General features: G+C 37.3%; 19 protein-coding genes. All 19 read right to left on the reverse strand.

The features are described from left to right. Positions 1-19 precede the first annotated feature (19 nt). Positions 20-487 (reverse strand): ribosome maturation factor RimP, encoded by a 468-nt coding sequence (gene rimP, locus MUA87_RS07815; protein WP_002480703.1) that lies wholly within the window; start codon positions 485-487, stop codon positions 20-22. A 137-nt stretch (positions 488-624) separates the two neighbouring features. Beyond that, positions 625-4,932, reverse strand: a complete 4,308-nt coding sequence (locus MUA87_RS07820) for a PolC-type DNA polymerase III (protein WP_105978763.1) — start codon at positions 4,930-4,932, stop codon at positions 625-627. Positions 4,933-5,196: 264 nt separating this feature from the next. Beyond that, positions 5,197-6,897, reverse strand: a complete 1,701-nt coding sequence (locus tag MUA87_RS07825) for a proline--tRNA ligase (RefSeq protein ID WP_002480701.1) — start codon at positions 6,895-6,897, stop codon at positions 5,197-5,199. 21 nt (positions 6,898-6,918) lie between these two features. Further along, on the reverse strand, positions 6,919-8,202 hold the full coding sequence (gene rseP, locus MUA87_RS07830; RefSeq protein WP_262550450.1) for an RIP metalloprotease RseP: 1,284 nt from the start codon (positions 8,200-8,202) through the stop codon (positions 6,919-6,921). Positions 8,203-8,403: 201 nt separating this feature from the next. Then, entirely contained in the window at positions 8,404-9,186 is a 783-nt protein-coding gene (locus MUA87_RS07835) for a phosphatidate cytidylyltransferase (RefSeq protein ID WP_002480699.1), read from the reverse strand. Between the two features lie 19 nt (positions 9,187-9,205). Further along, positions 9,206-9,973, reverse strand: a complete 768-nt coding sequence (locus tag MUA87_RS07840) for an undecaprenyl pyrophosphate synthase (protein ID WP_002480698.1) — start codon at positions 9,971-9,973, stop codon at positions 9,206-9,208. 185 nt (positions 9,974-10,158) lie between these two features. Beyond that, on the reverse strand, positions 10,159-10,713 hold the full coding sequence (frr, locus tag MUA87_RS07845) for a ribosome recycling factor (RefSeq protein WP_023015695.1): 555 nt from the start codon (positions 10,711-10,713) through the stop codon (positions 10,159-10,161). Between the two features lie 26 nt (positions 10,714-10,739). Beyond that, the gene (pyrH, locus tag MUA87_RS07850) at positions 10,740-11,462 is read right to left on the reverse strand and encodes a UMP kinase (RefSeq protein ID WP_002480696.1); all 723 of its coding nucleotides are present in this window, start codon (positions 11,460-11,462) and stop codon (positions 10,740-10,742) included. 138 nt (positions 11,463-11,600) lie between these two features. After that, a complete protein-coding gene (gene tsf / locus MUA87_RS07855) occupies positions 11,601-12,482 on the reverse strand; it encodes a translation elongation factor Ts (RefSeq protein ID WP_002480695.1) in 882 nt (293 codons plus the stop codon). A gap of 237 nt (positions 12,483-12,719) precedes the next feature. Further along, the gene (rpsB, locus tag MUA87_RS07860) at positions 12,720-13,502 is read right to left on the reverse strand and encodes a 30S ribosomal protein S2 (RefSeq protein WP_002480694.1); all 783 of its coding nucleotides are present in this window, start codon (positions 13,500-13,502) and stop codon (positions 12,720-12,722) included. A gap of 186 nt (positions 13,503-13,688) precedes the next feature. Then, positions 13,689-14,462 carry a GTP-sensing pleiotropic transcriptional regulator CodY gene (codY, locus tag MUA87_RS07865; protein ID WP_002480693.1) on the reverse strand — a complete coding sequence of 258 codons (774 nt, stop codon included), beginning with the start codon at positions 14,460-14,462 and terminating at the stop codon, positions 13,689-13,691. Positions 14,463-14,495: 33 nt separating this feature from the next. Beyond that, positions 14,496-15,902 carry an ATP-dependent protease ATPase subunit HslU gene (gene hslU, locus MUA87_RS07870; RefSeq protein WP_156666893.1) on the reverse strand — a complete coding sequence of 469 codons (1,407 nt, stop codon included), beginning with the start codon at positions 15,900-15,902 and terminating at the stop codon, positions 14,496-14,498. A 78-nt stretch (positions 15,903-15,980) separates the two neighbouring features. Next, positions 15,981-16,520, reverse strand: coding sequence for an ATP-dependent protease subunit HslV (hslV, locus tag MUA87_RS07875; protein WP_023015696.1), 540 nt, complete (start codon positions 16,518-16,520; stop codon positions 15,981-15,983). A gap of 2 nt (positions 16,521-16,522) precedes the next feature. Next, positions 16,523-17,413: a tyrosine recombinase XerC gene (gene xerC / locus MUA87_RS07880; protein ID WP_002480690.1), complete on the reverse strand. Its 891-nt coding sequence runs from the start codon at positions 17,411-17,413 to the stop codon at positions 16,523-16,525. 121 nt (positions 17,414-17,534) lie between these two features. Next, entirely contained in the window at positions 17,535-18,842 is a 1,308-nt protein-coding gene (gene trmFO / locus MUA87_RS07885) for an FADH(2)-oxidizing methylenetetrahydrofolate--tRNA-(uracil(54)-C(5))-methyltransferase TrmFO (protein WP_002480689.1), read from the reverse strand. Positions 18,843-18,925: 83 nt separating this feature from the next. Further along, positions 18,926-20,992, reverse strand: coding sequence for a type I DNA topoisomerase (topA, locus tag MUA87_RS07890; protein WP_023015697.1), 2,067 nt, complete (start codon positions 20,990-20,992; stop codon positions 18,926-18,928). A gap of 142 nt (positions 20,993-21,134) precedes the next feature. Then, positions 21,135-22,025: a DNA-processing protein DprA gene (gene dprA / locus MUA87_RS07895; RefSeq protein WP_156666892.1), complete on the reverse strand. Its 891-nt coding sequence runs from the start codon at positions 22,023-22,025 to the stop codon at positions 21,135-21,137. Between the two features lie 220 nt (positions 22,026-22,245). Beyond that, positions 22,246-23,160, reverse strand: a complete 915-nt coding sequence (sucD, locus tag MUA87_RS07900; protein ID WP_023015699.1) for a succinate--CoA ligase subunit alpha — start codon at positions 23,158-23,160, stop codon at positions 22,246-22,248. 20 nt (positions 23,161-23,180) lie between these two features. After that, positions 23,181-24,347: an ADP-forming succinate--CoA ligase subunit beta gene (gene sucC / locus MUA87_RS07905; RefSeq protein WP_002480685.1), complete on the reverse strand. Its 1,167-nt coding sequence runs from the start codon at positions 24,345-24,347 to the stop codon at positions 23,181-23,183. Positions 24,348-24,501: the final 154 nt, after the last annotated feature.

Consider the following 24,501-nt stretch of genomic DNA (forward strand, 5'->3'; position numbering starts at 1 on the left):
TTAAATCCTCCTACTCACGTTAAATCAAAACTGCATGACGTGCTTTAGCAATTTTATTTCTTGGGATTTCAACTTGCTTTTTCTTTGATTTGACTTGCACTTCGATCACAACTGACTCGTCATCTACTGACTGCAAGACACCTAACCATTCTTTAGCACCTTCAACCGGCGCATAAAGAGTGACAAATACAGGTTGATTGACTGCATTACGAAACGCCTTATCGTCTTTGATAGGACGCTCAGCACCTGGTGACGCAACGTCTAGGTAATACATTTGTTCAATCGGATCTGCTTCATCCATTGCTGCGCTGATTTTTTCTGATGCTAATGTGCAATCATTTAAATCAACGCCGCCCTCTTTATCAATAGAGATTCTAAGATAGCGGTCTCTACCTTCTTTTGTGAATTCAATATCCACGAGTTCAAAATTCAATTCATCTAAAACCGGTTGAATAATTGTTTCGATTTGTTCAGTAATTTTACTCATGCTGACCTCCTTTATACAAATAGAAAAGAGCGGGTAAACCCCACTCTTCGTGACTAAAGTTCATTTTTTACGCACTATGATTATAACACAGTACATCTTTAAATGCCAATTGTAGCACAGTTGACACTTTTTAAGCATTACATATCAAAAATTGATAATTGTGCTTTATCAGGTAAACCAGGTAATGAACCTAAATCATCTAAATACTCAATGACTTTTTGAGAAAGACCCGCTTTCTTATTCAAGTCTTCTTTAGATAAGAACGGTCCTTCATTACGCGCTTCAACAATACGTTTCGCTACGTTTTCACCTAGACCTGGCACCGCAATAAACGGTGGAATCAATGTATCGCCTTCAATAATAAATTCAAATGCCTGACTCTTTTCTAAACTGATCGGCTGCATACGGAAACCGCGATGCGCCATTTCGTTCATGATTTCAAGCACAGTTAAAACGTCTTTTTCTTTCTTGCCAAGTTCCATGTATTTAGAATACATATCTTTCACTGCCGCTTTGATACCTTCTTTATCTTTGATCATGGTTAATAAGTCAAAGTCTGATGCACGAACAGTAAAGTAAGACGCATAATAATATAACGGATAATGCACTTTGAAGTAAGCGATACGTACCGCCATTAATACGTAAGCTGCCGCATGGGCTTTCGGGAACATGTACTTGATTTTCTTACATGAGTCTAAATACCAATCCGGTACATTATTCTCTTTCATGATTTCTTCCCATTCTTCTTGCAGGCCTTTACCTTTACGTACTGCCTCCATAATTTTGAAGGCTAATGATGGTTCTAATCCGGCATACATTAAATACACCATGATATCGTCACGACAACCGATAACTCCAGATAGATCACATGTACCTGAACGTACTAATTCTTGGGCATTGCCTAACCATACGTCTGTACCATGGGATAATCCAGAAATCTGAACGAGTTCAGAGAATGTTGTCGGTTTCGTATCTTCTAACATTTGACGAACGAACGCTGTACCGAATTCTGGTACACCGAACGTCCCTGTCTTACATAAAATGTCTTCTTCTGTAACACCTAAGGATTCTGGTGTACTGAAAATACGCATTGTTTCTTTGTCATCGACCGGCACTGTTTTCGGATCAATGCCTGATAAATCTTGAAGCATACGAATCATCGTCGGATCATCGTGCCCAAGAATATCTAGTTTCAAGACGTTATCATGAATGGAGTGGAAGTCGAAGTGCGTTGTCATCCAAGCTGATGATTGGTCATCCGCTGGATATTGAATCGGAGTAAAGTCATAAATATCCATATCATCAGGTACTACAATGATACCACCAGGGTGTTGACCTGTTGTACGTTTAACACCAGTACAACCTTTAACTAAACGGTCAATTTCAGCACCACGTTTATGAATACCTTGGTCATTTAAATAACCTTTGACATAACCGAATGCAGTTTTCTCTGCGACTGTACCGATAGTTCCGGCACGGAATACTTTATCTTCACCGAATAAGACTTTCGTGTAGTTATGTGCTTCAGGTTGATACTCACCACTGAAGTTCAAGTCAATATCTGGTACTTTGTCACCTTTGAAGCCTAAGAATGTTTCGAAAGGAATATCTTGGCCTTCTTTAATCATTTCAGCACCACATTCACATGTCTTATCTGGCAAGTCGAAACCAGAACCGACGGAACCGTCATTAAAGAACTCGCTCTTCTTACATTTTGGACAAATGTAGTGCGGCGGCAATGGATTCACTTCGGTAATTTCAGTCATTGTCGCAACGAAGCTTGAGCCGACAGAACCACGTGAACCTACTAAGTAACCATCGTTGAGTGATTTCTTAACCAAACGTTGCGAAATCAAGTAGATAACAGCGAATCCATTACCAATAATACTTTCTAATTCTTTTTCAAGACGATCAATAACAATTTGCGGTAAATCATCACCATATAATTTACGCGCATTCGCATAACTCATTTCACGAATTTCTTCATTCGCACCATCCATATTAGGTGTATACAATTTGTCTTTAATCGGTACAACACGTTCAATACGATCAGCTAGAGCTTGTGTATTATCAACGACAATTTCTTTCGCTTTCTCTTCACCTAAGAAATGGAATGCATCTAACATTTCATCTGTCGTTCTGAAATGTGCTTCAGGTAACGTAGAACGATTTAATGGGTTACCTGGTTGAGACGCGATTAAGATTTTACGTGCAATTGCATCATGTTCATTTAAGTAATGCACATTACCTGTCGCAACCACTGGCACATTGACTGCTTTACCCGCTTCAAGCAAACGCTGATAAATCTCAATCATAGTTTCATTATCACGAATCAATTCACGATCGATTAAATCTTGGTATAACGCAGGCGGTTGTACTTCTATATAGTCATAATATTTCGCAATATGTTCAACTTGTGATTGGTCTTTCTGCATTACCGCAGTAAAGACTTCACCTTCATCACATGCTGAACCGATTAATAAACCTTCACGGTACTCATCTAATAATGAACGTGGAATTCTCGGTGTACGATAGTAATACGTCACTAAGGATTCACTGACAATCTTGAATAAGTTTTTTAAACCTGTTTGGTTTTGAACTAAAATCGTCACATGACTTGGACGTGCACGTTTATAAGCATCTTCGTTTGATAGTGATTGGTTGATATCTTGATGATTTTTAACACCGAGTTCATCCACTTGTTTCAACATTTTAATAAAAATATAAGCCGTAGCTTCTGTATCATAGATGGCACGGTGATGTTGTGTCAGTTCAACACCATATTTTTTGGCTAAGAAGTTCAAACCATGTTTACCAAATTCTGTATTTATCGTACGTGATAATTCTAAAGTATCGATAACACCATTTGTATAATGGCCTAAACCTGCACGTTCATAGCCAGTATCAATGAAGCCCATATCGAAGGATGCGTTATGGGCAACGAAAATCGCATCTCCGACCCATTCTTTGAATTCTGTTAATACATCATCAATTTCAGGAGCATCAACTAACATTTCATCTGAGATGTGCGTCAAATTCTTGATAGTTTCAGATAAACGCTCATGCGGATTACTGAAACGTTCGAACTTATCAATGATTTCACCATCATGGACTTTTACAGCGGCTAACTCGATAATTTTGTCGTATTGGTTTGATAAACCAGTCGTCTCAACGTCAAATACCACATAAGTCGCGTCTTTAAGATTACGGTCAGTCGGATTGTAAGCAATCGGTACACCATCGTCTACTAGCATACCTTCCATACCGTAAATCATTTTAATGCCATGCTTTTCAGCAGCACTGAACGCATCTGGATAAGCTTGAACGACATTATGGTCCGTTACTGCGATGGCAGGATGTCCCCATTTCGCAGCTTGTGCCACATAATCACCGATTTGATTAATACCGTCCATTTGACTCATCGCTGTATGCAGATGTAATTCCACACGCTTATCTTCTGCTTTATCAAGTTTTGGTGTTTTCTTAATTTCTTCAATATCAGACATCATCATGACTAAATCACGTACGAAAGTATCTTCTTCAATACGGCCTTGCGCACGTACCCATTTACCGACACTTAGCGCTTTGAAATGTTCTAAATCGTCTTTGTTTTTACGTGTAAACATTTTTAGTACGAGTGAGTCTGTGTAATCTGTTACTTTTAATTCTACGATGTGACGACCACTTTTTAGTTCTTTGATATTCATATCAAAGATAACGCCTTCAATCGCCACTTTGAATTCTTCTTCAATAATAGATTCAATCGGTCTGACGTTATCCACTTGGATTGGTTTACCGATTTGACATTTATCAACAGCACTTTCGTTATTATCTTGTTGCTTAGCTTTTTCTGCTTTCATACGTTCTAATTTTTCAGTTGCTTCTCTTGCGCTTTGTTGATCTTCTTCTTGAATATGTGCTTCTAATGAAGCTAAATCATTATCATGTTCAGACGTGTCTGTTTCAAAGACAATCTTATTCACGTCAAAGCCGCATTGTTGGTATGCTTTGACTAAGCTGCCGTTACACGCTTTATGGAAATAATCACGTTCAATATCATTTGAAACCATCACTTTTAAGACATTACCTGAAGTAATCAGACGTTTTTGTCTTAATTGTCCTTTTACTTTGGGTGACAATCTCGTCTGTTCAATACAATGGTTGAAGTATTTCATCGCAAACTCATCTTGGTTTCTTGTATCTTGAACAACAAAATGCCAATCTACAGTCGCAATCTCTTTAAATTCTTCAATCAAAGCGTGGGTAAATAACATGTAGTCTTCATAAGTTAAAAAGCGAGGCAGTGTAATTTGAAATAACCATGTCCGCTCTTTTTGAGAGACATCAATGCGGTTTAATTCACTGTTTTCTATAATATCTGGTTCGAGCTGATTCGCAATTTTAATCTGATCAGCTAACACTTTAAATTTTTCTTGATTTGTCATTGCCAAGACCATTACCACCTTAGTCATTAATTACATCGTTCATACGGTTAGGGAGAATTTTAATTTATTTAAAAAGGTGCATGCCCTTTTGAGTATAGAAAAAATGGAACCACGTTTGACAACGCGGTTGATTTTCATCTCTGTTCTGAAGTTCTAAAATATTATACCAAATTTCCAGTAATACTTAAAATGAGCAAACTGAATTTTTCGCTATGTAAAAAGCCGAAGTGCAGTCAGAGCACTTCGGCTTGTTGATTTATAAAATTAAATCTGTTCGTATAAATCTTTCACGTAATTCACTAAATCTGCTGCCGCAACTTCTTCGCTTTCTCCATTGTCACGACGTTTTACTTCAACAATACCTTCTGCCGCACGTTTACCAACTACAACACGTACTGGTAAACCGATTAAGTCAGCATCGTTGAATTTAACACCTGCACGTTCTTTACGATCATCGTATAAGACTTCAAATGACGCTTGAAGTGCTTGGTATAACTCATCACCAAGTTCTCTTTGATCATCTTTCTTAGGATTAATCGTAATTAAGTGTACTTCAAATGGTGTCACTGATTTAGGCCAGATAATACCATTGTCATCATTGTTTTGTTCTACAATCGCACTTAATGTTCTTGAAACCCCGATACCATAGCAACCCATGATTAATGGTTGTGCTTTACCTTGGTTATCTAAGAATGTCGCATTCATAGATTCAGAGTATTTTGTGCCGAGTTTGAAGACTTGTCCAACTTCGATACCTTCAGCGAATTTAGCTTCGCCTGAACCATCGCTGAGCGGTTCACCTTCTAAGATGAAGCGGAAGTCTCCGAACGCTTCTACGTTAAAGTCACGTTCTGGATTCGCATTCACATAATGGTAACCATCTTCATTTGCACCAACGACAATATTAGGAATTTCTTGTACGAAATTATCCGCATATACTTTGATGCCTTTTTCTTGAATAGGTCCGATTGAACCTGGGTTTGCACCCACTAAGTTGATAATTTCATCCTGGCTCGCAAGTTCAATATTGTCTGTACCGAAGTAAGCTTTTAATTTTACGTCATTCACTTCATGATGGCCACGCACTAAGACAATCACAAATTCGCCATCCACTTTGAATACCATTGATTTCGTAATTTGATCTAGTGGGCGATTTAAGAAATCTGCCACTTCTTGTGCTGTATGCGCATTTGGTGTTTCAACTTTTTCTAATTCCAGTAAAGCTTCATCGTGTGCTTTTGGCTCATACACAACTTCTGCTTTTTCAATATTAGCTGCATAGTCGCTGTTTTCACTGTAAACAATTGTATCTTCACCGATTTCACTTAACGCCATAAATTCATGAGTATGGCTGCCGCCGATTGCGCCTGAATCTGCGACAACTGGACGTGCGTTAATACCCGCACGCTTAAAGATACGGCCATATGCATCATACATATCATTGTATGTCTCATCTAATGACGCTTCATCCGCATGGAATGAATACGCATCTTTCATAATGAATTCACGACCGCGTAATAAACCGAAACGTGGACGCTTTTCATCTCTGAATTTAGATTGAATTTGGAATAGTGTTAAAGGTAATTGCTTATAAGATTTCAATTCATCACGTACTAATGATGTGACGACTTCTTCATGTGTTGGTCCTAACGCGAATTGACGACCATTACGATCAGTCAGACGCATTAATTCACTGCCATAAGCTTCCCAACGTCCTGACTCTTCCCATAATTCTGAAGGCTGTAATGCCGGCATTAAGATTTCTACCGCATCAATTTTCTCCATTTCTTCTCTGATAATTGATGTAATATTATTTAATACACGTGTCGCAAGCGGTAAATAACTATAAATTCCACTTGTACTTTGTTTAATCAATCCTGCTTTTAACAGTAATCGATGACTTAAGGCTTCAGCTTCCGCTGGCACCTCTCTTAACGTTGGTATAAATACTTTTGACTGTCTCATAAAACTGAGCTCCTCCATTTCCTATAAGAAATAACGTTGTATGTCATTCCATGTCACTAATATCATAATAATTACTACAAATATAGCACCTGCACCAATAATGTAGGCTTCCGCTTTTTTGTTGACGGGCTTTCTGAAAATCGCTTCATAAATAACGAACAGAATTCTTCCGCCGTCTAATGCTGGAATTGGTAATAGGTTCATTAAACCTAAGTTCACACTTAACATAGCTGTCCATGCTATCAAGTTAATGATACCAGTTTTCACCACAGTATCAACATTATGGTAAATACCGACAGGTCCATTCAACATGTCGAATGAAAATCCACCTGTAAAGATACTCCCTATCATAGACACAATTGCTGTGAAAATAATCGTTCCTGCTTTGAAGAATTGCTCTACACCTGTTGTAAGCGGCGCAATCAGAGAGCTATGGTCTTTATCAGGTTGGAAACCTAAGATATAGCGTGTTTGAGATGTCAGTTTGGTTAACTTCTCAACGACTTTTTTAGGTTTGAATTCAGCTGATTTTTGGTGACCGTCACGCTCATATTGAATTGAAACTTTTTGACCTTTATTATCTTCTAAAGCTTTTGTGATATCTTTAAAGTTCTCAATTTTTTTATCACCGATTTGTTCAATTTTATCACCAGGCTTCAAACCGATTTCTTGTGCTGGTGTATTATCCGCGACTTGTTTCACCACATTATTCGGTGTGCCTTGGTAATACGCTAATCCGAGAAAAATCACAATCGCAAGCAAGAAGTTGAATAATGGTCCCGCAAACAATGTTAAGAATTTTTGCCATGGTGTTTTGTGTACCAATTGACGATTACGCGGTGCAATTTGGATTAACGAACCATTTTCTACAAAATATGCTTCTTTCGCAATATAAAAACGATGGCGTTCGTCATCATAAGATGTAATACCTTCTAAATACATTTCATCTTTGAAGTCAATTTTCTTCACTTCAATGACTTCTGCTTGTTGGAATTTATGTTGATCATCTAACAAGATATGCGTAATTTCATCTTGATCATTTAATTTAATCTTAACTGACATACCTGGTTCTACAGGCAGCTCTTCTAAACCGTCCCCTGCCATACGGACATAACCGCCGACGGGTAATAAACGGATAGTATATAACGTTTCATTCTTTCTGAAACTGAATATTTTCGGTCCCATGCCTATCGCAAATTCAGGACACATAATCCCTGCACGCTTCGCGAAGAACATGTGACCGAACTCATGCACGAAGACTAATACGCCGAATACGATAATAAAAGATAGTATAGTTATTAGCAAAATTGGGCCACTCCTATTTAATTAATTGGTCCATCAAATATGTAAAACTTGCTTAAACAAGATACATGTGACGGTAACATTTTATAAAATCATTTTAATGAAAATCATGCGAACATACAACAAATATACGATGTTACAAAAATGAGGCATGCCTTAAGCAAACGCTGTTTCTTTGTTTGCATAACCGCATGCCTCACATTTTTAGTTTTGTAAAAGTAAAATATTTAATAGCGGTAATACGAACATAAAGCTGTCGAAGCGATCGAGAATACCACCATGTCCTGGTAATATTTTACCTGAGTCTTTCACACCAAAGTGACGTTTGAATCCTGATTCAACTAAGTCGCCAAGTTGTCCGAACATACTTAATACAACCGTTACAACCATCATAACGAAAATGTTGACTGGGAATTCAATAAACATCTGCATAATGATCGGTACCAACAAGCTGCATAGCACGCCGCCGATAAAACCTTCAATCGTTTTATTCGGACTGATAACCGGCCATAATTTATGTTTACCGATACTGCGTCCAAATAAGTAAGCTCCTGTATCTGTTGTCCATACGACTAAGAAAGCATATAAAATGAAGGCAAGACCTGCTTCACGTGTTTCATATAAGTACATGAAGCCGATGCCGACATATGCAACAGACATTAAGCAGAAGGCTGCGTCGATGAAGCTGAAGCGGTTTTTAGACATAACCGTATAACTTAGTACCACGAAACTCATGATTACAAGTCCCTTCAACTGTATAGCAGGGACTAATGAACCTAAATCTTGCGGCAACATAATAATGACGAGCCCAAGTGCACTGATAATCCCTGGTATAGAAATAAAACGGATTTTATTCATATTTAGTAATTCTTTTAAAGCGATAAACGCTAGTAAAAATGAAAAGTACATCAGTACTTGACCACCGATAATTAATATCGGTAAAAAGATGATTAAGGCAATAATAGCCGTGACCGTTCTTACTCTCATATTAAATTCCTACCTTAAATTATAATAGCCCGCCGAAGCGACGTTGTCTTTTTTGATATATCTTAATACAATCATACAATTCTTGTTCATCAAAATCAGGCCACAATTTCTGGTCAAATATAAATTCACTATATGAAATCTGCCATATTAAGAAATTGCTGATACGTTGTTCCCCAGATGTGCGAATCAATAATTCAGGATCAGGATACTGACTTGTCATTAAATACTGATTCATCATACTTTCAGTGATATCCTCGCTATTATATCCTTGTTTCTGCATATCATCAAACATTCGACGAACACTGTCTACGATTTCTGCTCTTCCACCGTAATTAATCGCAAAAATCAATTTAAGTCCTTGATTATGTGCTGTCTTTTCTTTCGCGTGATTAATTGCTTTTAACGTTGATGCCGGCAGATCATCTGTAAATCCGATAGTTTCAACTTTGACATCTTTTTCAATTAATTCAGGTAAAAAAGTCTTAAGGAAATTCACTGGTAAATTCATAATATAATTTACCTCTTGTTCAGGACGGGACCAATTTTCAGTTGAAAAGGCGTAGAGCGTTAAATACTTTACACCAATATCATTTGCTGCTCTTGTGATTTTCTTAATGGTTTGCATTCCCTCATAATGCCCTTTGATTCTTGGCATTTTACGTTTCTTCGCCCAACGGCCATTACCATCCATGATAATCGCTATATGTTCGGGTATGTTATGTAAATCTAATTCTGAATGGTTCGTTTCAGTTTCAGAACGATTCTTATTTCTTAGCTTTTTAAACATGGTCTATCCTCCGAGCTCAATCTATCTCTGTTACATTATAATAGATTATTCATGCAATTATCTATCATTTTATCACACTCGTTAAACGCAATGAATAGAACAATTAAAAAACTGTACCAAAGTCTGAGTTGGTACAGTTTTAATAAGTGATTTAAACACTGTCTTGCTTAAATCTGTTTAGATGATTAGACAGCCATAATGTCTTTTTCTTTTTCATCTAATACTTTTTCAATTTCTTTAATAGAATCATCAGTGATTTTTTGAACTTGTTCTGTTGCTGAACGTAATTCATCTTCTGAGATATCCCCATTTTTTTCGTCTTTTTTCAATTCATCATTGCTGTCACGACGAATATTACGTACAGATACTTTCGCATTTTCAGCCATTTTCTTAACGTCTTTTACTAATTCTTTACGACGTTCTTCAGTTAAAGCAGGTACTGTAATACGAATCACTTCACCATCACTTGTAGGGTTAACACCTAAGTTTGCTGCGTTGATTGCACGCTCAATTTCAGAGATTGATGATTTGTCATAAGGTGATACTACTAATAAACGTGGTTCAGGTACGTTGATGCTTGCTAATTGTTGTACAGGTGTTGGTGCACCATAGTAATCAACATTTACACTAGCTAATAAGTTAGAGTTTGCACGACCTGCGTTAACTGTCGCAAATTCGCGTGATAAACTCTCGATAGATTTTTTCATTCTTGATTTCGTTTCGCTTAAAATGTCACTCATCTTTCTTACACCTCAAATTTATAAAATTATTTAGTTATAGTTGTTCCGATTTCTTCGCCTAATACCGCACGCTTAATATTACCCTCTTCTGAAATAGAGAACACATTCAACGGAATGTTGTTGTCCATACAGAATGAAGCGGCAGTTGAGTCCATGACTTGAAGACCCTCTTGTAACATTTGAATGTATGTCAAATGCTCATATTTAACTGCGTCTTTATCAACTTTTGGATCAGCTGAGTAAACACCGTCAACATTATTTTTACCCATTAAAATTACATCAGCTTCTACTTCAGCTGCGCGTAATGCAGCTGTTGTATCTGTTGAGAAGTAAGGGTTGCCAATACCCGCAGCAAAAATTACAACACGTTTTTTCTCTAGGTGTCTGATTGCACGACGTCTAATATAAGGTTCAGCGACCTGTTTCATTTCGATTGATGTTAAAACACGTGTATCACAGTCAAGTTGTTCTAAACTGTCTTGGAGTGCTAATGCATTCATAACTGTTGCTAACATACCCATGTAGTCAGCTGTCCCGCGATCCATACCTAAATCACTGCCAGTTTTACCTCTCCAGATGTTGCCGCCTCCAACGATAACTGCGATTTCACAGTCCAATTCTACGACTTCTGCAATTTGTTTTGCAACACTTTTAATGATGATTGGATTAATTCCGAATCCTTTTTCTCCTGCAAGTGCTTCTCCGCTCAATTTCAAGACAACGCGATTGTATTTAGAAGTTTCAGCCATTTTCTTATCCTCTCTATAGTAAAAATATGTATGTGATACAAGTAAAGAAGACACATTGAGGTACGTCCGATACAAATGTGTGCATTTATATAGATATACAAGGGTGTCTTCTTTCTTGTTCAACATTTTAATAGATTATTATTTCATTTGTCCTTTAACTTCGTCAGCAAAGTTTTCGTCACGTTTTTCTAATCCTTCGCCTACTTCATAGCGTACAAAGTCAGTTAATTTACCGCCTTTTGATTTAAGGAATTCTTCAACAGTAACATCAGGGTTTTTAACGAAGTCTTGGTCAACTGCGCAAATTTCTTGTAAATATTTGCGTAAACGGCCTTCAACCATTTTTTCAACGATTTTTTCTGGTTTACCTTCATTTAATGCTTGTTGTTTTAATACTTCTTTTTCGTGTGCAAGTTCTTCTTGGCTTACTTGGTCAGAAGAAACATATTTAGGATTGATAGCAGCAATATGCATTGCAACATCTTTAGCAGCTTCTTCGTCAGTTGTACCTTCAACTACTGTTAATACACTGATACGGCCGCCCATATGTTCGTATGCACCGAATGCATCGTTGTCGCCTTTAGTTCTAACTGCGAAACGACGTAAGCTTAATTTTTCACCGATTGTTGAGATTGCTTTGTTGATACGTTCGCTAACAGTGTCACCTGTTGATAATTTAGTTTCTAACAATGCGTCAACTGATTCTGGTTTAGTTTCAAGAATTTGGTTAGCGATTTCTTTAACTAGCTCTTGGAAGCCTTCGTTACGTGCTACGAAGTCAGTTTCAGAGTTGATTTCAACGATTACAGCATCGTTACCGTTAACTCCAACATAAGTCATACCTTCAGCAGCAATACGATCTGCTTTTTTAGCAGCTTTCGCAATACCTTTTTCACGTAGGTAGTCGATTGCTTTTTCGATATCGCCATCAGTTTCTACTAATGCTTTTTTACAATCCATCATACCTGCGCCAGTTCTTTCGCGCAATTCTTTAACTAATTTAGCTGTAATTTGTGCCATTCAATTTTCCTCCATTTATATAACATAATATAATCAGTCAAATATAGTATATCAGTTCTCTCTCTAATTATAACTCTATTTGTCTCGCGTTAAACGCGTAAACTCTGATTATTCTTTATTTTTTATACGCTTATCAAGTATGCATCGCATACTCAATAAAAGCTTTACTTTTTATTCATATTATTTTTAAAAAAAGGTGATAAGCCTCAATATCTTATCACCCATTTTGAATTATTCTTAGTTTGATTCAACAGAAGTTTCTTCAGTTTCTTTTGCTTCGCCTTTATCTTCTTCTTTTAAGTCGATGTTTTGCTCAGCAGCTACTTCTTCATTAGAAACACCTTGTTGTCCTTCTAAGATCGCATCAGCCATTTTGCCTGTTAATAATTTAACGGCACGGATAGCATCATCGTTTGCTGGAATTACGTAATCAATTTCATCTGGATCGCAGTTAGTATCAACGATACCTACGATTGGGATGTGTAATTTACGTGCTTCAGCAATCGCGTTGCGCTCTTTACGAGGGTCAACTACGAATAATGCTTGAGGCATTGATTTCATATCACGAATACCACCTAAGAATTTGATTAAACGGTCGTATTCTTTTTTGATTTCAACTACTTCTTTTTTAGGTAATACTTCGAATAAGCCGTCTTCTTCCATTTTTTCAATTTCAGAAATACGTTTTACTCGTTTAGAGATTGTTTTGTAGTTAGTCAAGATTCCGCCTAACCATCTTTGGTTAACGTAGAATTGACCAGCGCGCTCAGCTTCATTTTTGATTGATTCTTGAGCTTGTTTTTTAGTACCTACGAATAAGACTTTACCGCCATCTTCTGATACTTGTTTAAGGAAGTTGTAAGCTTCGTCAACTTTTTTCACTGTTTTTTGTAAGTCGATGATATAGATACCATTTCTTTCAGTGAAAATGTATTTTTTCATTTTTGGGTTCCAACGGCGTGTTTGGTGACCGAAGTGAACACCTGCTTCTAGCAATTGTTTCATTGAAATTACTGCCATGATTAAAATCCTCCAATTTGGTTATTTTCCTCCATAAATAGCTCATGTAATAACGACGCAATAACATCGCACCAATTACATTTCAGCTCTTTATGTGTGTTATCGGCTTTATAGCCGTCATTAAATATAACATACTGCCGTCAATAAAGCAATATTTAAAATTTAAGTTGTCAGCGTTCTATCGTCTTATTTTGTTTTTTCTAATTCGTCTAAGAATTGTTCTTTTTTAACTTTGATGAAAGTACCTTTCATACCAAGTGAACGTGACTCGATAACACCAGCACTTTCAAGTTTACGTAATGCATTTACGATAACTGAACGCGTGATGCCGACACGGTCAGCAACTTTAGATGCGATTAATAATCCTTCTTTACCGCCTAATTCTTCAAAGATATGCTCGATTGCTTCTCTTTCTGAGTATGATAAAGAATTGATCGCCATGTTGATTGCTGCTTTATCACGTGCTTCTTGTTCTACTTCACTGTGTTTTTCACGTAAGATTTCCATACCTAATACTGTTGCTGCATATTCACCTAGTACTAAGTCGTTTTCATTAAACTCATCAGATACACGGCCAAGTACTAAAGTACCTAAACGTTCTCCACCACCTAATACTGGGAAGATTGTTGTTTTACTATCAATGAACGCATCTCTGTTTTCTGGAGGGAATACAGATAAATCATCATCGATATCAATGTTTGATTCTGTTTGTTTAACGTCCATTAATTTTTCAGTATATTCACTTGGAATATGGCGGTCTTCCAACATTTGATTGATTCGACTGTTTTTCAACAATTCATTTAAGCTTGCTCCTAAGATTTTACCTCTGCGTGAAACGATAAATACATTAGTTACAGTTACCTCACTAATTTTACGCGCTACGTCTTTAAAATCTACAGCAATTCCTTTATGTTTTTGCAACAGTGTATTCAATTCTCTTGTTTTTGAAAGTAAACTCATTTTTCTTCTCCTTTTGTATTTGTAATTATAAGTTTATAAGATAAATGCACTTAAATCTTTGTTTGTAGAAATAGATTTCAATTTATCGTCAACATATTGTGCTGTTATCTCTACCACCGCATTCGGCATTCCAGGTGCTTCGTATGAAAGATCCTCCAGCATTTTTTCTAAAATCGTATGAAGTCGACGTGCACCGATATTATCAGTGTCTTGGTTAACTTGGAAAGCAATTTCAGCTAAGCGCGTAATCGCTTCGTCTGTGAAGTTAACCGTTACTTCTTCTGTTTGTAATAATGCTTCGTATTGTTTAATCAGTGAAAGTTTTGGTTCTTTAAGAATATTCACGAAATCTTCAACTGATAAACTTTCAAGTTCAACACGAATTGGGAAACGTCCTTGTAATTCAGGAATCAAATCACTTGGTTTTGACACATGGAAAGCACCTGCTCCGATAAAGAGCATGTGTTCAGTGTTGACACTACCATATTTCGTTTGAACGACACTGCCTTCGACAATCGGTAAGATGTCACGTTGTACACCTTGTCTTGATACGTCTTGGCCGCCTGCATGATTATTGCTGGCTACTTTATCAATTTCATCGATAAAGATAATGCCCATTTGTTCTGCTAATTCTAGCGCTTCTTGGTTTGCTGTTTCATGATCGATTAATTCATCTGCATAATCATCAGCTAGAATTTTACGTGCAGTTTTCACTGGAACTTCACGCTCCACTTTTTTCTTAGGCATCAATTGATTCATCATGTCTTGAACTTGTTGGTTTTGGTTTGTACCTAACATTCCCATTGCACCTGGGTCTTGTTCAACTTTGATACGAACTTTTTCTTCTTCTAATTCACCATTTAATAATTGACGGCGAATTTCAGAACGTTTTGTTTTAACGTCTTCTGTTGGCGGTTCTTCATCTTCCTCATCTTGGTTGCCAAAGTTCGGCATCATTCCGCCGAATAATGATTCAAAAGGATTACCTGCATTTTGGTTCGCTTTTTTCTTCATACTCGGTACGAGCAATTTAACCAATTTTTCATTCGCTTTTTTAATCGCTTCGTCTTTAACTTGTTCTTTTCTAGCTTCTTTAACAAGTCTGACAGCAACATCAACCAAGTCACGTACCATGCTTTCAACATCACGTCCAACATAGCCTACCTCTGTGAACTTAGTTGCTTCAACTTTAATAAATGGTGCGCCGACGATTTTGGCCATTCTTCTTGCGATTTCAGTTTTACCCACACCAGTTGGACCAATCATCAAAATGTTTTTCGGAACGATTTCTTGTTTTAATTCTTCGTCCAACTGACTTCGGCGATATCTGTTTCTCAAAGCAATGGCTACTTTCTTCTTAGCGTCATCTTGACCGACAATGTATTCATTCAAACGCGATACAATGTCTCTTGGGGTAAGTTTGATTGCGCTAGCATCCATTCGTTGATCAACCTCCAATATATAATTTACCTCTTCCAATGTTTTGGAAAAATAATGTTGTCTTAATTTTCGTTGTACTTATAATTCTTCGACAATAATGTTGTCATTTGTGAAAACACAAATTTCTGAAGCGACTTTCAAACTTGCATAAGCCATATCTTTTGCTGACATGTCTGTATGACGTTTTAAAGCACGTCCAGCACTTAAAGCATAATTGCCGCCTGAACCAATCGCAATTAAATCATCATCAGGTGCGATTACTTCACCTGTACCGCTGACGACTAATATTGCGTTTTTGTCCATCACAATCAGCATTGCTTCAAGTTGTCTCAGCTGTTTATCGCCTCTCCACTCTTGTGCAAGTTCAACTGCAGCACGTTCTAAATTACCGCTGAATTCTTGCAACTTAGTTTCGAATTTTTCGAAAAGTGTAAAGGCATCTGCCACACTACCAGCGAAGCCAGCTAAGACTTTGCCATCATACAGTCTACGAACTTTTCTTGCTGTTTGTTTCATGATGACTTGTTGTCCTAATGTCACTTGACCGTCGCCTGCCATTGCAGCATGACCATTTTGTCTGACCGCAAAGATTGTTGTCGCATGAATTGAATTATTCATTCCTATTTCTCCTTTTTAGCTCGAGGATGTGCATTTAAATAGACTTTGCGCAATTGTTGGTTGGAAACATGCGTATATCGCCCTGTCGTTGAAAGATTGACATGACCAAGCAAAGATTGCACTGTTCTTAAATCCGCACCTTCATTCAACATATGTGTCGCAAAAGTATGTCTCAATTTATGCGGGTGAATATCCGTCACGCCCGATGTGCGTTTCACAATATCATTCAACACATAACGAACGCCCCGTTCAGTAATCGGTCGCCCATTCATATTTACAAGCAAATAATCATGAGACGCTTTTTTGAGCGGAGGAAATTCTGAAAGATAACGTTCAATACTCTCTCTGCACATATTTCCAAAAGGAATAAAGCGTTCTTTATTACCTTTCCCAAGCACTTTCACACCTGGTGAATTTAAATCTAAATCCTCTAACTTAATGTTCACTAATTCTGAAACACGAATGCCCGTACCATATAATAATTCTAAAATGACACGATCACGCATGCCTTTATGTTCATCTTCTTCAACTGTTTCAAATAACGCACTCATTTCTTCTTCATAGAAAAAATGAGGCAAATATTGCTCTTTCTTTGGATGCACAAGTTGAACAAAAGGATTTACTACTGTGTCATCTTGCGTCATCCAGTATTCATAAAAAGACCGTAACGTTGAAATTTTACGAGAAACTGTTGTTCTTTTCAAGCCTTTTGAATATAAATAAGATAAATAATTTCTTGCATCCTTATATTCAAAAGATTTTAATTGTAAATGCTCCTGTTCTAAAAAAGAATTAAACTGCATCAAATCGTCGTGATATGATTTCAAAGTATGTTTAGAAAAAAAGCGTTCTACCTTTAACATGTATAAAAAAGAATCTTGGATTTTATTCAATAAAAACCCCTCCATCATTTGCATTGTAGCATATAGACAGAGGGAGCTGCAGTGATTTAAGTCTCGAAACCGCAAACGTTTTCTAAACACAAATCTATTTTATCAAAATATTCATAATTTATCACAATGTTTGCTTAAAGTTTTCTAAGTACGTTAAAGCACGGTTCGCTTGTTGCTCATAACGTTCTTTTTTATCTTTAATTCTTTTCTCAAGTGACGGCACTAAACCGAAGTTTGCATTCATCGGTTGGAAGTTCTTATTGTTCTTCGCATGTGAAATATAATATGCCATACTGCCGATCATTGTTTCACGCGGGAAAATCACTTCTGCTTTGCCTTGTAGTTTATGCGCCACATTGATACCAGCCACTAAACCGCTGGCAGCACTTTCCACATAACCTTCTACACCAGTCATTTGACCTGCAAAGTAAACTTGATCATGTCCTTTAAGTTGATATGTTTCACTTAAGACATCCGGTGAGTTGATAAATGTATTACGGTGCATAACGCCATAACGTACAATATCAACATTTTCCAAACCAGGGATTAAACGGATAACTTCTTTTTGTGCACCCCATTTTAAATGTGTCTGGAATCCGACAATATTATAAAGTGTGCCTGCTGCGTCATCTTGACGTAATTGAACCACCGCAAATGGACGCTTACCTGTTTTAGGGTCTTCTAATCCTACAGGTTTCATTGGCCCAAATAGTAATGTTTTACGTCCGCGCTCAGCCATTACTTCAAATGGCATACAGCCTTCGAAATATTTTTCTTTTTCAAATTCATTTACCGGCGCAACTTCCGCTTCCAACACCGCATCATAAAAACGGTCGAACTCTTCTTCTGTCATCGGGCAGTTTAAGTAAGCCGCTTCACCTTTATCATAACGTGACTTCAGGTAGACTTTATCCATATCAATCGTATCTTTTTCGATAATCGGTGCTGCCGCATCATAGAAGTAAAGTTGATCTTCACCTGTAATGTCCACAATTTCTTTCGCAAGCCCTTCTGTCGTTAATGGACCTGTCGCAATAATTGTATAACCTTCAGGGATTTTCTCAATTTCTTCATTGATAACTGTAATATTCGGATGTGATTTCAAAGTATCAGTAATATAACCCGCAAAGTCATGTCTATCTACTGCTAACGCACCGCCAGCTGGCACACGTGCATTATCAGCCGCTCTAATAATCAATGAATCTAAGCGACGCATTTCTTCTTTTAACACACCTACCGCATTTGTCAGTGAGTTGCCGCGTAATGAGTTCGAACAAACTAATTCCGCGAATTTATCTGTATGGTGGGCTGGTGTTTGTTTTACTGGACGCATTTCAATCAAATTAACTTTGATACCTCGTTGCGCAAGCTGGTATGCAGCTTCTGAACCAGCTAAACCTGCACCGACCACGTTAACTGTCTCTGTCATAAATAAATCCTCCTCATTCAGATGAAAAGAGGCGAGACGCAAGCAGCGTTGTGCTTTTTGTGTCCAACCTCTCAGCTCTTACTTTACTTTTGTACTTCTTCTTTATAATCACAGTTCGAACATACGACTTGACTAGAACGTCCTTTTTTACGAACAACTAAATGATGATCACATTTCGGACAATCTCTGCCGACTGGTTTATCCCATGAGATAAAGTCACATTCTGGATAGTTTGAACAGCCGTAGAAGATTCTGCCTTTCTTCGATTTACGTTCTACCACTTCGCCATCTTTACATTTCGGACATTTCACGCCGATTTCTTTAACGATGGCTTTCGTGTTTCTGCAATCTGGGAAGTTTGAACAAGCCATAAACTTGCCGTAACGCCCCATTTTAATCACCATTGGCGAACCGCATTTTTCACAATCTTCACCAGCAGGCTCATCTTTGATTTCAATTTTTTCCATTTCTTTTTCAGCACGTTCTACATCGTCTTTGAAGCCATTGTAGAAGTTGCCGACAACATTACGCCAGTTTTCATCGCCTTCAGCGATTTTATCCAGCAATGTTTCCATGTTTACTGTAAATTCAACATCGATGATTTCTGGGAAGTATTCTTTGACTTGCTCATAAACAATTTCACCTAATTCAGTAGGTACGAAACGTTTACTTTCTAACTTCACATAATTACGTTTTTGAATCGTATCAATTGTCGGCGCATACGTAGATGGTCTACCGATTTTCAATTCTTCTAACGTTTTAACTAAACGCGCCTCTGTATATCTTGGAGGTGGTTGTGTGAAGTGTTGAGAAGGTTCGATATCTGTTGCGATTACAGTTTCACCTTCATCAATAATCGGCAAGCGTTTGTTTTGTTCTTCTTCTTCATCTTTAGATTCAACGTATAATGTCATGAATCCTTTGAATTTGATAGCTTGACCATTCGCACGGAACTTAATATCACCTTGTTCAACATCCATCGCAACTGTGTCAATTACAGCAGGTGCCATTTGACTTGCGACAAAACGTTCCCAAATCAATTTATATAAACGGTGTTGGTCTTTTGTTAAGAATGATTTCATTTCGTCAGGTGTACGCAGAGTCTTTGTAGGACGAATAGCTTCGTGTGCATCTTGATCCCCTTGCTTACCTGTTTGTTTACGATGAGATACATATTCTTTACCGTACTTTTCAGTGATAAAATCTTTTGTTTCTGCTTTCGCATCTGCAGAAATACGTGTAGAGTCAGTACGCATATACGTAATCAAACCAACTGTACCTTGACGTTTAAGGTCAATACCTTCATAAAGTTGTTGTGCAACCATCATAGTCTTTCTTGTTTTGAAGCCTAATTTTCTTGAAGCTTCTTGTTGTAAAGTAGACGTTGTAAATGGATTTGCTGGATTACGTTTCTTCTCTTTACGTGTGACTTTAGTCACTTCAAACTCATTACCATTTAATTGGTCTGTAATGAATTTAACGTCTTCATTTTTTTGTAGTTTATACGGTTTGTTTTTATAATGAAGGAATTTCGCTGTAAATGTAGATTTTTTATAACGGAATTTCCCTTCTATTTTCCAGTATTCTTCTGGTTTGAAGTTACGGATTTCATTTTCACGATCAATGACTAAACGTAATGCGACAGATTGAACACGTCCTGCTGAAAGTCCTTTTTTAACTTTTTTCCATAATACCGGAGAAATGTTATAACCTACTAATCTGTCTACAATACGACGTGCTTGTTGTGCATCCACTAAATTAATTTCAATACTTCTCGGCGTTTTAAAACTTTCTTTAACTGCATCTTTTGTAATTTCGTTAAATACTACTCGGTTTTTCGCATGTTCATCTAATTTCAAAATGTTTGCTAAGTGCCATGCAATTGCTTCACCTTCACGGTCCGGGTCACTTGCTAGGAAGATTTTCTTTGCTTTTTTAGCATGTCTCTTCAACTCTTGAACGACTGGTCCCTTACCACGAATCGTAATATATTTGGGTTCAAAATCATCTTCAACATCAACGCCCATTTGGCTTCTTGGCAAATCTCTGACATGCCCCATTGAAGCGATAACTTTATATCGTTTCCCTAAATATTTTTCAATTGTTTTAGCTTTTGCAGGCGACTCAACTATGACTAAATTATCTGCCAAAGTAGATCCCCCTCTGCTTCAATAAAATGTTCCTTGTTACAAAGATAAATGATAAACGGTTTATTTTACATTTGTCAATATTTTAATTCACCTGAAAATGAACAGACATCATTTCATTTAAGTCTTTATTTCATTTTTTCAATCAATTTAATGTTTCATAATCTTCCATAATATCTTGCGCACTCAAAACGATTTTCGCGCCTTCTTGTGCGCGTTTTAAATTTCCTATGGTCAATTTTTGAAATAAGCTGCCTGGCAACACATAAACATTTCTGTCTTGTTCTAAAGCTAAATCTACTGTGATTTGTGCGCCGCTTCTTTCTCTAGACTCAGTAATCAGTACGCCTTGCGATAAACCGCTAATGATACGATTACGCTCCGGAAATTTATATCTGGCAGGTCTATCTGTGGGGATATATTCTGAGAGGGTTAAACCTGTTTGTTCTATTCGTTTTCGTAATGCACGCGTTTCTTTAGGATAATGATGATAATGACCAAATGCTAAAACGCCAATCGTTGCCATATTATAGTGTAAAGCCGCTTCATGTGCAAATGCATCTCCGCCTTTAGCTAAACCTGAAACGATAACGAGCTCATGTAATGCTTCATTCTTAAAGAGGTATTCTAATGCATTTTGTGTATACTTTGTCGCTTCTCTAGAACCGACGACACTTAAATAGTGAGGTGCTTTTAAGCAAGTTCTATTGCCTTTACAAAATAATAATAATGGAGGTGCATAAATGTGTTTAAGTAAGTGAGGATAATCAGGATGAAAAATGGAAATTAAGTAGATGTTTCGAGAGACCAAAGATTGATAAATATCATTAGGCTCTATCTGACAATATGTTTGATAATGCAGAAGCATAGTTTTAGAGGCAGTATTTTGTGAAAATTGTCGAAGTTTTGTCATTCTTTCTGGTAAATTTAGTCCAAAATAGTCTGGATACCTGATTAAAAGTGCGTATATTTGCTTTGTGGAGTAACCTGCGTAGCGTAATCTGAGGAGTTCTAAATCTAATTCTTTGAGGTTCAATCGTTTACCTGCTTTCTTGTGGTTTTTTCGTTATTATACGACCTTTTATATAATGGAAACAATACTTTTCTATACAAAAGCTTATTCAGAGTTTCTACTATTATATATGAAAAATCAAGTTATGTTTCAATGACTATGTGAATACTCAACTTTAACATGAAAAAAGGCACAGACTTGTACCTAAGTACAAATCCATGCCTGATTTATAAAACGCAGTGAATTACGCGTCTTTTTTAACTGTTAATAACTCTTCATAGATACCTGCTTCTTTAGCTGCTTCAATTAATGTTGAACCAATTTCAGAAGGTGTATCTGCCGTTTTAACACCATTGTCATTCAATGTTTTGATTTTTTCTTTAGCAGTACCTTTACCGCCAGAAATAATCGCACCAGCGTGACCCATACGTTTTCCTGGAGGTGCTGTTTGACCACCAATGAATCCTACAACTGGTTTTGTCATATTTTTACTAATCCATTCAGCCGCTTCTTCCTCAGCAGTACCGCCGATTTCACCGATCATTACGACAGCTTTAGTGTCTTCGTCTTTATTGAATGCATCTAATACATCGATAAAGTTTGTACCGTTGACTGGGTCGCCACCGATACCTACTGCTGTAGTTTGGCCAATGCCTTCTTCAGTTAATTGATGCACTGCTTCGTAAGTTAATGTACCTGAACGAGATACAACACCTACGTGGCCTTTTTTGTGGATGTAGCCAGGCATAATTCCGATTTTACAATCATCTGGTGAAATAACACCTGGGCAGTTTGGTCCGATTAAACGAGTGTGTTTATCTTCTAAATAACGTTTAACTTTAACCATATCTAATACAGGAATGTGTTCTGTAATACAGATTGCTAAATCTAATTCAGCGTCAGCACATTCTAAAATTGCGTCAGCTGCGAATGGTGCTGGTACGTAAATAACTGATACGTTTGCACCTGTTTCTTTTTTCGCTTCTTCTACAGTGTTGAATACTGGTACACCTTCAACAACTTGACCACCTTTACCAGGAGTTACCCCAGCAACGATTTGAGTACCATATTCAAGCATTTGTTTCGTATGGAAAAGGGCTGTAGACCCAGTGATACCTTGTACAATTACTTTTGTGTTCTTATCTACATATACGCTCATCTTAGTGTCTCATCCTTTCCTTAGACTTCTTTGACAAGTTTGACAATTTTTTGAGCGCCTTCAGCCATAGTTGCTGCTGGCTCAATTGCTAAACCTGAATCTTTTAAGATTTGTTTACCGATTTCAACATTTGTACCTTCAAGACGAACTACTAAAGGTAATGTTAAGTCGACTTCTTTAACTGCTGCTACGATACCTTCTGCGATAACATCACAACGCATGATTCCGCCGAAGATATTAACAAAGATACCTTTAACATGATCATCACCTAAGATGATTTTGAATGCTTCAGTAACTTTTTCTTTCGTAGCGCCGCCGCCTACGTCTAAGAAGTTAGCCGGATTTCCGCCAAAATGATTGATTGTATCCATTGTAGCCATCGCTAAACCTGCACCGTTAACCATGCAGCCGATGTCGCCATCTAAAGCGATGTATGATAAATCATATTTAGAAGCTTCGATTTCTTTTGGATCTTCTTCTTCTAAATCACGTAATTCTAAAATGTCTTTGTGTCTGAATAATGCGTTATCGTCAAAGTTGATTTTCGCATCTAACGCTAAAACATCACCGTCACCAGTTGTAACTAATGGGTTGATTTCAACGATTGATGCATCTTTTTCGATAAATACATTGTATAAAGCGATTAAGAATTTAGCCGCTTTATTGATTGATTCTTTTGGAATATTAATGTTGAATGCAATACGACGTGCTTGGTATGGTGCTAAACCAACAACAGGATCGATTGTTTCTTTGAAGATTTTTTCTGGCGTTTTAGCCGCTACTTCTTCAATTTCAGTACCGCCTTCTTCAGATGCCATTAACGTTACACGATCTGTTGCACGGTCGATAACGAATCCGACATAATATTCTTTTTGAATATCGCAGCCCTCTTCAATGTATAAACGTTTAACTTCTTTACCTTGTGGACCTGTTTGGTGAGTTACAAGTGTTTTACCTAATAATTCATTAGCGTAAGCTTCCACTTCAGATAATGACTTAGCGATTTTAACACCGCCAGCTTTACCTCTACCCCCAGCGTGGATTTGTGCTTTTACAACATAAACATCAGTGTCTAATTCTTTAGCTTTGTCTACTGCTTCTTCAGCAGTGAATGCTACACGTCCTTCTGGAACTGGAACGCCCATTGAACGAAAGATTTGTTTTCCTTGATACTCGTGGATATTCATTCTCCATCCTCCTGTTTCTTAGGTTAAGTACACTGTTAATTATAGAAAATGTAAGCGCTATTGTAAACTGAAAGCGGCTATTTTTGTCAATTTTGTTAACTTTTAGACTTTATCTCGAATCCTCGCGAAGTGTGATATTGCAACTATTCTAGCT

The sequence above is a fragment of the Staphylococcus simulans genome (genome assembly GCF_025561465.1).
Classification (GTDB): domain Bacteria; phylum Bacillota; class Bacilli; order Staphylococcales; family Staphylococcaceae; genus Staphylococcus; species Staphylococcus simulans.

Bases quoted from the DNA above. Each gene is read 5' to 3' on its own strand.
- rimP (WP_002480703.1), bottom strand. From the start codon at position 487: ATGAGTAAAATTACTGAACAAATCGAAACAATTATTCAACCGGTTTTA.
- MUA87_RS07820 (WP_105978763.1), bottom strand. From the start codon at position 4,932: ATGACAAATCAAGAAAAATTTAAAGTGTTAGCTGATCAGATTAAAATT.
- MUA87_RS07825 (WP_002480701.1), bottom strand. From the start codon at position 6,897: ATGAGACAGTCAAAAGTATTTATACCAACGTTAAGAGAGGTGCCAGCG.
- MUA87_RS07835 (WP_002480699.1), bottom strand. From the start codon at position 9,186: ATGAGAGTAAGAACGGTCACGGCTATTATTGCCTTAATCATCTTTTTA.
- MUA87_RS07840 (WP_002480698.1), bottom strand. From the start codon at position 9,973: ATGTTTAAAAAGCTAAGAAATAAGAATCGTTCTGAAACTGAAACGAAC.
- frr (WP_023015695.1), bottom strand. From the start codon at position 10,713: ATGAGTGACATTTTAAGCGAAACGAAATCAAGAATGAAAAAATCTATC.
- pyrH (WP_002480696.1), bottom strand. From the start codon at position 11,462: ATGGCTGAAACTTCTAAATACAATCGCGTTGTCTTGAAATTGAGCGGA.
- tsf (WP_002480695.1), bottom strand. From the start codon at position 12,482: ATGGCACAAATTACAGCTAAATTAGTTAAAGAATTGCGCGAAAGAACT.
- rpsB (WP_002480694.1), bottom strand. From the start codon at position 13,502: ATGGCAGTAATTTCAATGAAACAATTGCTAGAAGCAGGTGTTCACTTC.
- codY (WP_002480693.1), bottom strand. From the start codon at position 14,462: ATGAGTTTACTTTCAAAAACAAGAGAATTGAATACACTGTTGCAAAAA.
- hslU (WP_156666893.1), bottom strand. From the start codon at position 15,902: ATGGATGCTAGCGCAATCAAACTTACCCCAAGAGACATTGTATCGCGT.
- hslV (WP_023015696.1), bottom strand. From the start codon at position 16,520: ATGAATAATTCAATTCATGCGACAACAATCTTTGCGGTCAGACAAAAT.
- trmFO (WP_002480689.1), bottom strand. From the start codon at position 18,842: ATGACAGAGACAGTTAACGTGGTCGGTGCAGGTTTAGCTGGTTCAGAA.
- sucD (WP_023015699.1), bottom strand. From the start codon at position 23,160: ATGAGCGTATATGTAGATAAGAACACAAAAGTAATTGTACAAGGTATC.
- sucC (WP_002480685.1), bottom strand. From the start codon at position 24,347: ATGAATATCCACGAGTATCAAGGAAAACAAATCTTTCGTTCAATGGGC.